This window comes from Chitinophaga japonensis (assembly GCF_007830125.1).
GTDB lineage: Bacteria > Bacteroidota > Bacteroidia > Chitinophagales > Chitinophagaceae > Chitinophaga > Chitinophaga japonensis.
The window spans coordinates 800,297-814,147 of record NZ_VLLG01000004.1 but is presented as its reverse complement, the minus strand read 5'-3'; the positions used below and the strand labels follow the sequence as shown (position 1 = coordinate 814,147).

Below are 13,851 nucleotides of genomic sequence, written 5' to 3'. Positions count from 1 at the left end.
AAGTATGCTCGAAATCATTCAGATCACTGACAAGAGCCTTCCAGCCGATATAGAGCAGGTAAAAGCGCTTTTCCGGGAGTACGCGGCCTGGCTGAGCGTGGACCTCAGCTTCCAGCGTTTCGAGGAAGAGATGCAGGCCCTGCCCAATAACTATATGGCTCCGGAAGGGGCGTTATTCCTGGCTAAAGTGGACGGGCAGCCGGCCGGCTGCGTAGCGGTACGGCGGTTTGACAACACCACCTGCGAAATGAAACGTTTATTCGTACGCGATGCCTATAAAGGACAGGGCCTGGGCAAAACGCTGGCCGCCAAGGCCATTGAAGCAGGTAAGGAACTGGGCTACCACCGGATGCTGCTGGATACGCTGGCGCATATGCGACCGGCCATAGAACTGTATACCGCGTTGGGCTTTCAGCCGATTGCCGCCTATTACGACAACCCGATCAGCAACGCGGTATACCTGTCCATGATGCTGGAAGAGGACAATTTATAAGGTCCTGACCCAGATGTTCCGGTAACTTACCGGATTGCCGTGGTCCTGCAGGACGATGGGGCCGGGCCCATGTTGTTTATAGGCCGGTTTCCCGATATATAAAGTAGGTCCATCCAGCTCCACGTTATTTTGTACCAGCACCCCGTTTTGCAATACCGTAGCACGCGCCGGTGATTTCAGCGAACCATCTGCATTAAAGCGCGGCGCTGTCCATATTACATCATAGGTCTGCCATTCGCCTGGCTGCCTGCATGCATTTACCAGCGGTATCCGCTGCTTGTAAAAGCTGCCGGCCTGCCCGTTGGAATAGGTGCGGTTATTATAGTTGTCCAGCACCTGCAGCTCGTACAGGCCCTGCATAAAGATGCCGCTGTTGCCGCGGCCCTGGCCTTCGCCCTCTACTTTGGCGGGCGTGCGCCATTCAATGTGCAGTTGGAAATCCTCAAAGTCCTGTTTGGTCTTCATGGTGCCGGCGCCTTTTACCACGGTTACCACGCCATCCTTTAACTCCCATTTGGCGGGGCCGCCATCTTCGGCCTGCCACTGGTCCAGGTTTTTGCCGTCAAATAATACAACGGCATCGCCGGGAGCGGTGTTGGTGGCATCGCCCGGCGTGATCACTTTAGGCACGGGCTCCCATACCTCGGTATCCTCTGGCTTCATGTCGGCATTGTTTTCGGGTTTAGCGGCCGAATCCGCTCCGGCCTTTTCCTGTTGTGCATTGTCGGTGGGCTGCATGCATGCGGATAGAGCAAAAAGCATGCAGGCTGCAGTAAGCAAAGTGTTGCGCATTTATTTCGGTAGTTTGTATCCGTTATGATATTCCGCAGCCAGCAGTTGATTGGCGGCGTTGTCTTTGAAGCGGTCGCTGGCGGCGTCCCAGTAAATCTTTTTGCCGGTTTTGAAGGCGATGTTGCCCATCTGTGCATTGATGGCCACATTGGCGCCAGCCTGTATGGGGGCATTCAGGTCCGCAAAATTGCGGGACTTCACCACTTCCACGAAGTTCTTCGCGTGCAGGTCCAGCCCGTTATCCACGCGGGCACGGCGGGGCACGGCTTCCATTTTAGGCGTGTCCTTTTCCTTTTCCGGGATCACTTCCCAGCCGCCGCGGTCCAGCACCAGGGTGCCATTGTTGCCGATAAAGGCAATGCCGTGGTCGCGGCTGTAGGGGCCGCCGTCTATGCCGATAGCGTGCTCCCACTGGATATTAAAGCCGTCAAACTGATATACGGTGGTAAGGGTGTCCGGTGTTTCCGCCGCGTCATCGGGATAGGCAAATTTGCCACCGGCCGCCATAATGGATATGGGATGCTGCGCTTTCATGCCCAGCAGGGCATAGTCCAGCAGGTGCACGCCCCAGTCCGTCATAAGGCCGCCGGCATAGTCCCAGTACCAGCGGAAGTTAAAGTGGAAGCGGTTGGGATTGAAGGGCCTTGTTTTCGCGGGGCCCAGCCACATGGCGTAATCCACGCCGGCCGGGGGCGTACCGTCGGGCTGTTTCGGGATGGACTTCATCCAGCCCATGTAGGCCCAGGCCTTTACCAGGCGCACCTGGCCCAGCTTGCCGGAATATACAAAGTCAATAGCATCCTTAAAGTGCTGCTGGCTACGCTGCCACTGGCCCACCTGCACCACGCGCTGGTGGCGCTCCTGGGCCGCTACCATGGCGCGGCATTCCGCGATGGAGTTGCCGATAGGCTTTTCCACGTACACGTCTTTGCCGGCGGCGCAGGCTTCCGTCATCTGCAGGCAGTGCCAGTGATCCGGCGTGCCGATCACTACCGCGTCAATGTCCTTGTTCTCCAGCAGTTGCCGGTAGTCGCCGTAGGTCTTCACTTTCATATTGCGCTGTGCAAGCTCTGCGGCCCGTTTGTCCAGCACATTCTTGTCCACGTCGCAGAGGGCTACGCACTGCACGCCGGGGATCTTGAGCAGGGCGTTCAGGTCGGCCCAGCCCATGCCATTGATGCCAATGGCGGCTACATTGAGGCGGTCGCTGGGGGCCACCATTTTCGGAAGGCCATGCAATGCGGAAGGCATGGCGGCTGCGGCTACCAGGGTGGAAGCCGAGCGGATAAAATCTCTCCTGGAATTGTTCATAACGCAGACTGTTATTAGTTATTAGTTGTTAAAAAGTGTCCTCTTCGGTCTCTTCGTTCCCCATTGTAAAGTTCATCATGGTGCCCAGGAGATCACTGAAACGGGTTTCATTTTCCACCATCTTTTTACTGATCAGGGAATAGGCGGCCAGGCCATGCAGCACAAACTCCATCATGAGTAGCTGCTCTTTGCCGCTGGCGCGCGGGAATTTTGATTTTACCAGCTCTTTCAGCCCATCCACTTTCTGCAGGGAGGTCTCGTATTGCTTGTCGCTAATGTCCTGCAGCAGGTGCACGGCGTTGCCTTTGTCAAACCACTGTATCACGGCGCGGTAGGGATTATCCTGGCCGGCGGCCGCATTGGCGGGCTGCTTGCGTTTCTTGAAGGAATCGGGATTGGGAAAGTACTGTGCGAACAGGGTGCGCATGGCTTTGTCCAGCAGGTTGTAGGCCACCTGCTGCGGTCCTTCCTGCTCGCCTTCGTATACCAGCTCGATCTTGCCGGTAATAGCGGGCACAATGCCCTGCAGGTCGGCAATGCGCACGTAGGTTTCCTTTTCGCGGTTGAGGATGGCCCTGCGCTCGCCGGCGCTCACCGCATTCTCGTAGGCGGCGATGGTGAGGCGGGCGGACACGCCGCTCTTTTTATCCACGTACTCGCTGTTACGCGCTTCAAAGGCTACCTGCTCAATGAGGCGTTTCACCATATCGGCCAGGTGCACTTTACCTTTCTGCTCCTCGTGCACGTCGGCCTCCTGTTCGGTGATCAGGAGGGAGTTCTCCACGTTCTTCGGGTAGTGGGTAACGATCTGGCTTTCTATACGGTCCTTCAGCGGCGTTACAATAGCGCCGCGGTTCGTGTAATCTTCCGGGTTAGCGGTGAATACGAACAGGATGTCCAGCGGCATGCGCACCTTAAAGCCCCGGATCTGGATATCCCCTTCCTGGAGGATATTGAACAGGGCCACCTGTATGCGGGCCTGCAGGTCCGGCAGCTCGTTGATCACGAAAATGCCGCGGTTGGAACGGGGGATGATGCCGAAGTGGATCACCCTTTCGTCTGCGTAGCTTAATTTCAGGTTGGCCGCCTTGATGGGGTCTATATCGCCCACCAGGTCTGCCACGGACACGTCCGGGGTGGCCAGCTTCTCGCCGTAGCGGGCTTCGCGGGGCAGCCAGGAGATGGGGGTCAGGTCGCCCATTTCCGCTACCAGGTCGCGGGCATAGCGGGACAGCGGGTTAAACGGGTCGTCGTTCACTTCAGATCCGTCCACCACGGGTATATAATCATCCAGCAGGTCTATCATCTGCCGGGCCATACGCGTTTTGGCCTGCCCGCGCAACCCCAGGAAGAGGATGTTGTGGCGTGACAGCAGGGCCCTTTCCGTATCGGGTATCACGGTATCTTCATAACCGATGATGCCCGGGAAGGTACTTTCTTTCTTTTGCAGTTTGCAGATAAGGTTCTGCCTGATCTCTTCCTTTACTGATTTAGGTCTATAGCCGCTCTTCCTGAGTTCTCCCAGCGTATTTATATTCTTGTTCATCCCTTATAATTAATAATTAAGAGTTAATAATTAACAGGTGCGGATGCCGGCCGCACATCTGCACATTTGCATATCTGCACATTATATTATAACAGTTTCTTCTTCCCGCTTTCAAAATCATAGAACAGGAACTGTCCCAGTTTATCGGTGCCGGAGAAGAATGCCTTCCCGTTGTTGGTTTCGGTAAATTCCGTTACGAATTTCTGCAACCAGGGATCGGTGGCTACCATAAAGGTAGTGATGGGTATTTTCAGCTTCTTGCACTGCGCGGCCAGGTTCAGCGTGCGGTTCAGTATTTTACGGTCCAGGCCGAAGCTGTTCTTGTAATATTGCTTGCCGTTCCTGAGGCAGGTAGGCTTGCCGTCGGTGATCATGAATATCTGCTTGTTGGGATTGCGCCGCCTGCGCAGGATGTCCATGGCCAGCTCCAGGCCCGCCACCGTATTGGTGTGGAAGGGGCCCACCTGCAGGTAGGGCAGGTCCTTGATCTCTATCTGCCAGGCATCGTTGCCAAACACGATAATGTCCAGCGTATCCTTGGGATAGCGGGTGGTGATCAGCTCGCTGAGCGCCATAGCCACTTTTTTGGCGGGCGTAATGCGGTCTTCGCCGTACAGGATCATGGAATGGGAAATGTCGATCATCAGGGCAGTGGATGTCTGCGTTTTGAAGTCGGTTTCCTTTATTTCCAGGTCGTCCTGGCTGATGGAAAAGGCATCGATGCCATGGTTGATCTGTGCGTTCCGCAGGGAAGCGGTCACATCTATCTGTTCCAGGGGATCGCCAAACTGGTAGGCGCGGGTGTCTGCATTCAGTTCATCGCCCTGGCCGGATTTGCGGATATTATGATCGCCGATGGTGGACTTTTTCAGCTTGCCGAAGATCTCTTCCAGCGCTTTTTTGCGGATATCCTGTTCTGTTTTCGCGGTAATGCTGATCTGGCCGCTTTCTTCATTTTCACGGATGTAGCCTTTGTCTTTCAGCTCCTGTATAAAATCGCCTATACCATACTCTTCGTTGGTCAGGCTATATTCTTTATCCAGTTCTGTCAGCCATTGCAGGGCTTCCGTTACATCGCCGCTGGTGTAGGTAAGGAGCTGTGTGAAAAGGTCCAGTAACTGCTCAAACGGCGATTTGTCATTCTCACCAGGCACAAACCTGGAAAATTGTATTCCTCGCATCTTAAAAACCTCCTGTCATTTTTAAAATTACAGAAAAAAGTTAACAGTAGGGAGTGGAGTGGGATAGCCGGCGCCAGCACTGCGAATGGACGGGCATCGTGACGGGCGGCTTGCTTTTCCCGGTAAAACCGACTATTTTTCACCACTGATCGGTTCTGATATTCAACCATCTAATTAAAAAACAAATACATGATCAAAAAACTGATGAATGCTTTCCTGCTGGCCGGCGTACTGGCCATTACGGCAGGGGAGCGGCAGGCGAAGGCCCAGAACATGGAGCATGAGCTGGGATGGATGCTGGGCGCACAGGCGTATACCTTTAACCGCTTTACCCTGGCCGAGGCGCTGGACAAAATGGACAGTTGCGGTATCCACTACGTGGAGTGCTATTCCAGCCAGCGTATCGGCGACGGTATCGAGGGCACCACGGATTTCCGGATGAACGCTTCCACCCGCGAAAAGCTGAAGGCGCTGTTCAAAAAGAAGAACAAGCAACTGGTAGGCTATGGAGTCGTGTCTCCCAAGGATGAGGAGGAATGGCGCCAGGTGTTTGACTTTGCGAAGGAAATGGGTATACAGGTGATCACCGCCGAGCCGAAGAACGAGCACTGGGACCTGATCTCCAGCCTGTGCGACCGATATCAGATCAAGGTGGCCATTCATGACCACCCGCGGCCCAGCCATTACTGGCACCCGGACAGCGTACTGGCGGCTGTAGAGGGCAGGAGCCCGCTGTTTGGCGCCTGCGCGGACATTGGCCACTGGGTGCGCTCCGGCCTGGACCCGGTGGAGTGCATTAAAAAGCTGCAGGGCCATGTGCTGAGCCTGCACGTGAAGGACATGCATGAAAAATCACGCCAGGCGCATGACGTGGTGTGGGGCAACGGCGTGAGCAATATACCCGGTGTGCTGAAAGAGCTGAAGAAACAACAGTTCCGCGGCCTGTTCTCCGCAGAATATGAATACCACTGGGAGAACAGTGTGCCGGAGGTAAAGGAGAGCGCTGCGTTCTGGAGATCAGTGGTCAATAAATTGTAGGGGTGAAAATCCCAAATTCCAAATACCAAATCCCAAAATGGAGGCAATCGCCTGATTAATGGCGGGCTTTCAATGTTATTGCTGGTCTGCCTGCCCTTTGGGATTTGGTATTTGGGATTTGGAATTTTCCTTTCCAATCTTTCCCAAATGCGTATCGTGAAAGCTGGTCATATATTTTAACCCGTACCCCATCACCCGGTCAAAGGAAGCGTGCCCCAGGAGCAGCAGGCCGGTAAACAGGCATACATCATTTCCCAGGTAATATCCCAGCAGGTAGACCCCGATGGCCACTCCCTTGTGGTGAAACAGATTGTATACCCAGGCCCCGGCCCGGTTATTGACCAGGTAGGCCAGCATGCTGATGTCCGGTAAGAGGAAACAGGCGGCGAAGATCCACCAGGCATAGGGGCTTTGCAGCCGGAATAAAAACAGCGAAAGAAGCAGCAACGCTGCTTCTTCCCACCGTAAAATATTTTTCATTCGTTAATATACGTCTTTTAAGCGGTCGGTTTCATTACTAACTTAATTATTTACCTGAATCCGCGTTTTGCTGCGGGGAGTCTGCCCCGGTATTCATGTTGCCGGGCAGTTCACCCGGTTTCGCAGGCGCACCGCCAAAGTCTTCCTTCATGCGTTGCAGCAGGGACAGGAACTGTTCCGCCATCTGCCCGTCGCGCTGCAGATCGTTGGTGAGCTTGGAGGCCGGCAGGGAGCGGTAGTACTCCAACTGCTGCTGGCAATCGCGGGATATCTTACCGGCGATCTCGTTCGCTTTTTTGCTATCGCCGGCCAGGTAGTAGGCATAGGCGGTCTGCAGCGAGCTGTAGTTATGCATGTTGTTGGGCGATGTCATGGCGTAGGGGAAGTTGCTGTCCAGCAGGCCTTTGTCCGCTTTGTTGAGCACGGCCAGGGCGGAATCCTTCTGGTTGCGCTGCGCCAGCACGGTGCCCAGGCGGGTGTAGGAATTGCGGAGATACTGCAGCAGCTTGCGGTTTGGCTCGTCAAAATAGGTGCCTTCCACCTGTGCGCCACCGAAGGTGAACTTCGTCATCAGGTTGTTGTACATCACCGGTGCGTTCACGTTAAAGTCGGCGCCCAGCATATCGTTGCTCGGCTCCTTGCGCAGGGGCACCAGGCGGTAGGTGAGGCCGTCCATACGGAGGTAATCGTTCAGTCCCAGGTCTGTGGGGCTGGTGAAATAGATGGGCCTTTTCCATTCGTTGGCCGCAATGATATCATACACTGCCAGGTCGTTCTTGAGCAGGTAGTTCTTGTTGATCTGGAAGGGTAGCTGCGGCAATATCCTGGAGCTGTCCTTGATGTCCACCACACCGCTTTTGATCACTCCGGCCACATTCACAGGGATGAACAGTTTCTGCGTGGGCAGGAAGTTCTCCTGGGTACCGTCTGTGGTGGTGAGCCTGGCGCGGGGATCGTCGGAGGCCATAAAGCCCATTACTTCCTTCAGGTTATAGAATTTATCCTGCGGGAACACGCCGGCATCATAGAAGCGGATGTAGTTGCGGTTTTCGCCGCGGTATTTGTCCGGGCTCCAGGTCATGGGCACCGGATCGCTCTGGTTCACTTTCTGGCGCTGCTGGTCAATGTACCAGTCCACGCCCAGCAGGCTGAGGTTGATCACCCGCACGTCCGGGCGGATACCTTCCACTTCCTGTGCGTACCAGAGGGGGTAGGTATCGTTATCGCCTACTGTAAAGAGAATGGCATTAGGCGCGCAGGACTCCAGGTAATCCCTGGCTACGTCGCGGGCAATGGTCTTGGTAGAGCGGTCATGGTCATCCCATTCCTGGGCGCCCATGAGCACGGGCACTGCCAGCAGGCAGACGGCGGCTGCCAGGGGAGCGGCGATACCGGACTGTTTGAGCTTCTTTTTCAGGAACTCGAAAACAGAAAGCACGCCCAGCCCGATCCAGACGGCGAATGCGTAGAAGGAGCCCACGTAGGCGTAGTCACGTTCGCGGGGCTGGTTGCCGGCCTGGTTCAGGTACATCACGATGGCAAAGCCGGTGAAGAAGAACAGCAGGCCTACAATAAGAAAGTCCTTGCGGTGGCGGTTATAATGAAATATGAGGCCGAAGATGCCGAGTATGAGCGGCAGGAGGAACAGGCGGTTATGGGCCTTGTTCTCTTTCAGGCTGTCGGGCATCATGGACTGATCGCCATAGAGGAAATTATCCAGGAAAGGAATGCCGGATATCCAGTTGCCGTCGCGCGGGTTGCCATAGCCCTGGGTATCGTTCTGGCGGCCGGAGAAGTTCCACATGAAGTAACGGAAGTACATGAAGTTCACCTGGTAGCCCAGGAAGAACTTGATATTGTCCGCAAAGTTGGGCTTCTCGCCGGGCTGCAGGCCCAGGAAGCTGCGGTAGTAATCCGCGTGGCCCTGGTCATTGCTGGCGTCCCATACGCGGGGGAAGAGCATTTTATCTTCTGCGGCGTATACCGGCACTACTTTTTTGCCGGCTATCTCGTATTTGTCCTTGCCACGGGCATATACATTGCCGGTTTCCTTGTACTCTACCGGGCGGGCGGTGAACACCTGGCCGTAGAGCAGGGGGAAATCGCCGTACTGCTCACGTCCCAGGTAACCTACCAGGGAGATGGGATTGTCCACGTTGTACATATCCACGGAAGGGTTGGCGGTAGAGCGCACCATGGTGGTGATGTAGGTGGAGTAGCCCAGCAACAGGAAAAGGATGCATGAAATGGTAAGGCGGCTGAAGTGCGCGGTAGCGGCCACGTTCGTTTTCACGCCCAGCAGCTTCAGGAAGTAGGGGATCAGCAGCACGGCGGCGGCCAGCAGCAGCTTCACGAATATCATTCCTCCGCCGTCTGCGGCATTAAAGGCCGGGATAATGATCACGGAGGCGATCAGGATCAGCGGGGCGTACCAGCCGAACTGCGGCTTGCGGTAGCCGTACAGCAGCAGGGCCACGATCACGATGAAGTAGAAGGCGAAACCGGTAAAGAAGGGCAGGCCCAGGGTATTTACAAAGAACACATCCATGTAACCGGATGCCTTGACGGTATCCTGGATGATGAACTTCTGCAGCAGGCCTGTGATGATACAACCTACCAGGAAGGCCCAGAAGGCGCCCCAGGAGGTTACTTTATAGCGTTTGAAATAATATACCATTACGATGGCCGGTATGGTCAGGAGGTTGAGCAGGTGCACACCGATGGAGAGGCCCATCATGAAGGCGATGAACACGATCCAGCGGTCGGCATAGGGCTCGTCCGCCTCATGCTCCCATTTGAGGATGGCCCAGAAAACGATGGCGGTGAACAGGGAGGACATGGCGTATACCTCGCCTTCCACAGCGGAGAACCAGAAGGAATCGGAGAACGTGTAGGCCAGGGCTCCCACTACGCCGGCGCCCATGATGGCGATCATTTTCTCCCGGCTGATGGCCTCACCCGGCTGCACCATAAGGCGGCGCGCAAAGTGGGTGATGGTCCAGAAGAGGAAGAGGATCGTAAATCCGCTGGACAGGGCGGACATCAGGTTTACGCCAAGGGCGGCCTGGGAGGGCTTGAGGAACATGGTGAACAGCCTGCCAAGCAGCACGAACAGCGGAGCGCCGGGGGGGTGCGGCACCTGCACCTTATAGGCGCTGGAGATGAACTCACCGCAGTCCCACAAGCTGCCGGTAGCTTCCATGGTCATAATGTAAACAGTGCAGGCAATAATACAAACGAGCCAGCCTACAATGTTGTTCGTCCTTTTAAAATCCATCTGTTAATAATATTTATTTCGTAATTGGTTTTCTGTTTCCTTTAATGGCCTTTTCCGCCGCCGGGTTTTACAGGGCGGTTTGAAAGTCCGACAAAAATAGAAAAAGTAGCAAATTATGCTATTTAGTGAAACTGTTTTAACTTTTTATATAATATCTTTTTGTTTATAGGAGGGGCCCGCTTATTCAAAGATGATGCGGACGGTCTGGTAGAAGGAGAGGTGCTGGTAGCCGGCGGGCTGGGTGAGCTGGTCGCGGCTGAAGCTGCGGAGGCCGAAGAGGCCGGCGGCATTGCCTTTGTTGATAGCGATCTCCAGGTAGCCGGCGGCGTTGAAGAGGGCCAGCTTCTGGCCTTCGGCCACATCGGCATAGGTTTCGGAGAGCTGGCTGATGACCTCATCCCGGCGGAAATAGATCCTGAATTTCCGCTGGCCGCGCTGCGCTTCAAACTGTTCGCGGGTAATGTTGACCACCACATTCTCGAAGTTATCGATATGGATGATCTGGCCTTCGATATAGTCGGCGCCGGTAAGGGGCTGGAGGTTGTTCTTCACTACGATGTCCGTGGCGGGTTCGCCGAGCTGCTCCCAGGGCTGGCCGTTCTGCAGGGCTTTATAGGCCTGCGCAAAGCGGCGGATGATGGTGAAGGTGTTGCGGGGCTGGCCTTCTTCCAGGAGCAGCTTAACGACCGGGACGGCCTGCGCGCCGGTGATCATGGTAATAAGCCCGTTATCGGCGCAGGCGATATACTGGCCCTGCCATTGAGCCAGCAGCAGGTGGCTGGCTTTGCGGTCAAACAGGTTGATGAGCACCATGTGAAAGGCGCCGGGCGGGTACCAGGCAAACGCGCTTTTACAGATGTAGGTGGCCTGCGGGAGGTTGAAAGGGGAGATGTGGTGGCTGATGTCCGCTACATGGCAACCGGGACAGTCCTGCCATAGCTGGCCTTTGATGGCGCCAACCAGGTAGTCCTGATAACCAATATCTGATGTGAGCGTAATAATGGACATGTATGATTAAATCCCAAATTCCAGATTCCAAATCCCAAACCCCGGATCTATAATGACAACCAGGCCGGGGGCTTACCAAACTATGTGCAAAGAAAGGCAAAAAATAGCTATTAGCGGTTGGCTTTTAGCTGCTGGTATGTAAAAATCCTGTTGCTGAAAGCCGGGCGCCGGGCGCTTATTGCAGCGGCGATCCCGGCTCTTTTTTGAAGTGATTATATACGAGGCCATCCAGTACGCCGGGCAGGAGCCTGCTGAGCCATACGGTGAGCTTACCCTGGGAAGTGAGCACCAGCGTGCGTTTGCGCCTGGCTATTGCCCGCAGGGTAGCCTGTGCTACTGCTTCGGCAGTCATGAGGCGGCCTTCTTCCAGGGGCGTTTCGCCCTGTACCTGCCCGCGCTGGTTGAGGGCTGTGTTACGTATATTCGAGGCCGTAAAGCCGGGGCATATCCACATTACGTTGACGCCTGTATGCAGATTTTCCGTGCGGAGGGCTTCCAGGAAGCCCTGCATGGCAAATTTGGAGGCGGAGTAGCCGGTACGGCCCGGCAGTCCGCGGTAGCCGGCGATGGAGGAGATGCCTGCAATGGTGCCTTTGGCGGCCAGTATGGCCGGCAGGGCATATTTGGTGCAGTATACCGTGCCCCAGAAATTAATGTCCATCAGGGTTTTGAGCACGTCCACGGAGGCCTCCTTAAACAGGGCGCGCATGGAGATGCCGGCATTATTGACCAGGATGTCTATCCTGCCGAACTGTTGCAGGACGGCATCGATAAAGGCTTTACAATCTGCCTCCCGGCTTACGTCTGCCACATAGGTAAAGACGCCTGCCATGGCAGGGGCCTGCTGCAGGGCGCTGAGCGTTTCCTGTTTCCTGCCGCAAACGGCTACCTGTGCGCCGGCCTGCAGCCATGCGCCGGCGAGGGCTTTACCGATACCGGAGGTGCCGCCGGTGATCACCACTACCTGGTCTTTAAATTGCTGATGCATGCATATACTTTTTGCGCTGCAAAAATAGGCGAAGGAAGAGAGGATGGCGAAATTTAATTATACACGTGGAGGAGGTGTAGGTAATTTTCAGGGATGCGGCGGTGAGCGATTGGGGTAACGGAGAGGGAGATGGGTAATTGTGCGATGTAAATCCGGAGGCGGGCGGAGGCGTACGGCTGAACGGACGAGGCTGTAGAATCCTTTGCTGTGGCTGGCTGCGAGGGGAGAGGGGGAACTTTTTTGGTTAAAAACTTGTTTCGAATAAAAATATGGCTATTTTTGCACCCGCTTTATAACAAAAAGCGATGAATCCGTAGCTCAGTTGGTAGAGCAATACACTTTTAATGTATGGGCCCTGGGTTCGAGTCCCAGCGGGTTCACAGAAGTTTAAGCGCTTCAAGTTGAAAGACTTGGAGCGTTTTGTTTTTTAGCAATTTTACATACTGTGAACCAAAAAGTCCGGAATGAGTCCTGGAATATCCCTCCTGGAGCTGAAGTATAAAATAATAAGTGCATTTATTATTTTTGCTCCATAAAAGGCAAATTATGCACACCCCAACTATGGCAGATATCCGCAGGATAGCCCTGATTAATAATCCTGTATTACGCAATGTACTCATCACACAATCTTATTACGAGCTCTCGCAGATTATCATGTCCCGTACAGGGGCGGCGGCGAATTGGTGCACCTACGCTACTTGGGCGTCCAAGCAGGCCGGACAGAGTATCCGGAAGGAGGATCTTCGACGAACACTCGAAGCACGGGTGGACATTGAGGTGTTGAGCGAATTTCAGGCACTTATTGCAATGGCTGCGGAAATGGGTATTGGCTCCTCCATTAGAACCAGGCTTCATGCCCTGGTAAAGAATAGTCTGTTTATCAGGGTAGTTGATAAGATAAGCGAAGCGGTTGCTAAAGGAAATAAAAAGGTATTTGAAGAAATAGGATTTGAATTTGCCCGGTTCATTGCTACCTGCTTCGACAATGCTGAACCTGACTTACAACGCTGTGACTTATTTTGCCGGGAAATGCGTGACGGCGATCCGCCTGATGGGCAGCAATATCTAAAAAGAGCTTTCACAAATTACTATACAGGCTTTTTTGAGCGCGATGAGCAACTGCGCCTGGAAAAATTGTTGCTGGCTAACCTTGAGATCGGATTCCACGAGCAAACCAGGTTACAGCCCGAAATCCTGGATTCCCTTAACGCTGCTTTTACGGGAAAAGAGACTTTTCGCAAAGAGGTCGTTGACTTCTTATTCCCTCCCGGAAGCTGGCTCTCTCAGGTACGTTTTCTCTATCTGAAAATTACCGGAAAGACATCCCGCCTGGAAGCTGCGATTGATAGATTAATAGTGAAACTGCAGCACCTGGTAAGAAAGCAGATCACCGCCTGTCTGATGACACTAAACCTGCCACATGAGACCCTGTTGTTATCCAAAGATCTGCAGCGTACCTATCCTAAGGTCTTAAGCAGCCTTTCGTGTAAAGACCTGGTTGAATTAATGGAAAAAATCGATACAACTCCTGAAAGCTTAAAAGAAAGCGGCGCCGAAGATTGGGCTGACCTCACTGATCGCATGCATTTTATTACGGAACTTTTCCGTTGTTATCAGTTCGATGAACAACTGTATCAGCCCGCTTTCAAACCGGAGCAAGTAGCTGCAATGAAAAGGGGGGAAGTACCAATGAGATGGTGACCAATCCTTTTCCACGTTATATAATTACATGGTCGC

General features: G+C 54.2%; 11 protein-coding genes and 1 tRNA gene. 4 read left to right on the top strand and 8 right to left on the bottom strand.

The genetic code is table 11. From position 1 onward, the window contains the following. The first annotated feature begins 4 nt into the window (after positions 1 to 4). On the top strand, positions 5 to 493 hold the full coding sequence (locus LX66_RS20455) for a GNAT family N-acetyltransferase (RefSeq protein ID WP_145717007.1): 489 nt from the start codon (positions 5 to 7) through the stop codon (positions 491 to 493). Here LX66_RS20455 and LX66_RS20450 read toward each other — a convergent pair. The 4 genes from LX66_RS20450 to LX66_RS20435 form a co-directional block, all read right to left on the bottom strand. Beyond that, complete coding sequence (locus tag LX66_RS20450) at positions 488 to 1,156, bottom strand: 3-keto-disaccharide hydrolase (protein WP_244620472.1); 669 nt, start codon at positions 1,154 to 1,156, stop codon at positions 488 to 490. The two genes, LX66_RS20455 and LX66_RS20450, sit on opposite strands and share 6 nt — an antisense overlap. Before the next feature lie 129 nt (positions 1,157 to 1,285). After that, positions 1,286 to 2,596 (bottom strand): Gfo/Idh/MocA family protein, encoded by a 1,311-nt coding sequence (locus LX66_RS20445; RefSeq protein WP_145717004.1) that lies wholly within the window; start codon positions 2,594 to 2,596, stop codon positions 1,286 to 1,288. A gap of 28 nt (positions 2,597 to 2,624) precedes the next feature. Continuing rightward, complete coding sequence (locus LX66_RS20440) at positions 2,625 to 4,142, bottom strand: sigma 54-interacting transcriptional regulator (RefSeq protein ID WP_145717002.1); 1,518 nt, start codon at positions 4,140 to 4,142, stop codon at positions 2,625 to 2,627. Between the two features lie 86 nt (positions 4,143 to 4,228). Continuing rightward, a complete protein-coding gene (locus tag LX66_RS20435; RefSeq protein WP_145717000.1) occupies positions 4,229 to 5,323 on the bottom strand; it encodes a vWA domain-containing protein in 1,095 nt (364 codons plus the stop codon). Between the two features lie 189 nt (positions 5,324 to 5,512). Here LX66_RS20435 and LX66_RS20430 point away from each other — a divergent pair, with 189 nt between their 5' ends. Continuing rightward, complete coding sequence (locus LX66_RS20430; protein ID WP_145716998.1) at positions 5,513 to 6,361, top strand: sugar phosphate isomerase/epimerase family protein; 849 nt, start codon at positions 5,513 to 5,515, stop codon at positions 6,359 to 6,361. 75 nt (positions 6,362 to 6,436) lie between these two features. On the opposite strand, the gene LX66_RS20425 is transcribed toward LX66_RS20430, so the two are convergent. From LX66_RS20425 to LX66_RS20410, 4 genes are all read right to left on the bottom strand, one after another. Further along, entirely contained in the window at positions 6,437 to 6,841 is a 405-nt protein-coding gene (locus tag LX66_RS20425) for a DUF4260 domain-containing protein (protein ID WP_145716996.1), read from the bottom strand. Between the two features lie 46 nt (positions 6,842 to 6,887). Next, positions 6,888 to 10,118, bottom strand: a complete 3,231-nt coding sequence (locus LX66_RS20420) for a glycosyltransferase family 117 protein (RefSeq protein WP_145716995.1) — start codon at positions 10,116 to 10,118, stop codon at positions 6,888 to 6,890. Between the two features lie 180 nt (positions 10,119 to 10,298). Further along, the gene (locus tag LX66_RS20415) at positions 10,299 to 11,126 is read right to left on the bottom strand and encodes an SAM hydrolase/SAM-dependent halogenase family protein (RefSeq protein WP_145716993.1); all 828 of its coding nucleotides are present in this window, start codon (positions 11,124 to 11,126) and stop codon (positions 10,299 to 10,301) included. A gap of 175 nt (positions 11,127 to 11,301) precedes the next feature. Next, entirely contained in the window at positions 11,302 to 12,114 is an 813-nt protein-coding gene (locus LX66_RS20410) for an SDR family oxidoreductase (protein WP_145716991.1), read from the bottom strand. 307 nt (positions 12,115 to 12,421) lie between these two features. On the opposite strand from LX66_RS20410, the gene LX66_RS20405 reads away from it, so the two are divergent. Together LX66_RS20405 and LX66_RS20400 are read left to right on the top strand one after the other, a co-directional pair. Then, positions 12,422 to 12,494, top strand: a tRNA-Lys gene (locus LX66_RS20405). Positions 12,495 to 12,660: 166 nt separating this feature from the next. Beyond that, positions 12,661 to 13,815 carry a hypothetical protein gene (locus LX66_RS20400; protein WP_158642693.1) on the top strand — a complete coding sequence of 385 codons (1,155 nt, stop codon included), beginning with the start codon at positions 12,661 to 12,663 and terminating at the stop codon, positions 13,813 to 13,815. Positions 13,816 to 13,851: the final 36 nt, after the last annotated feature.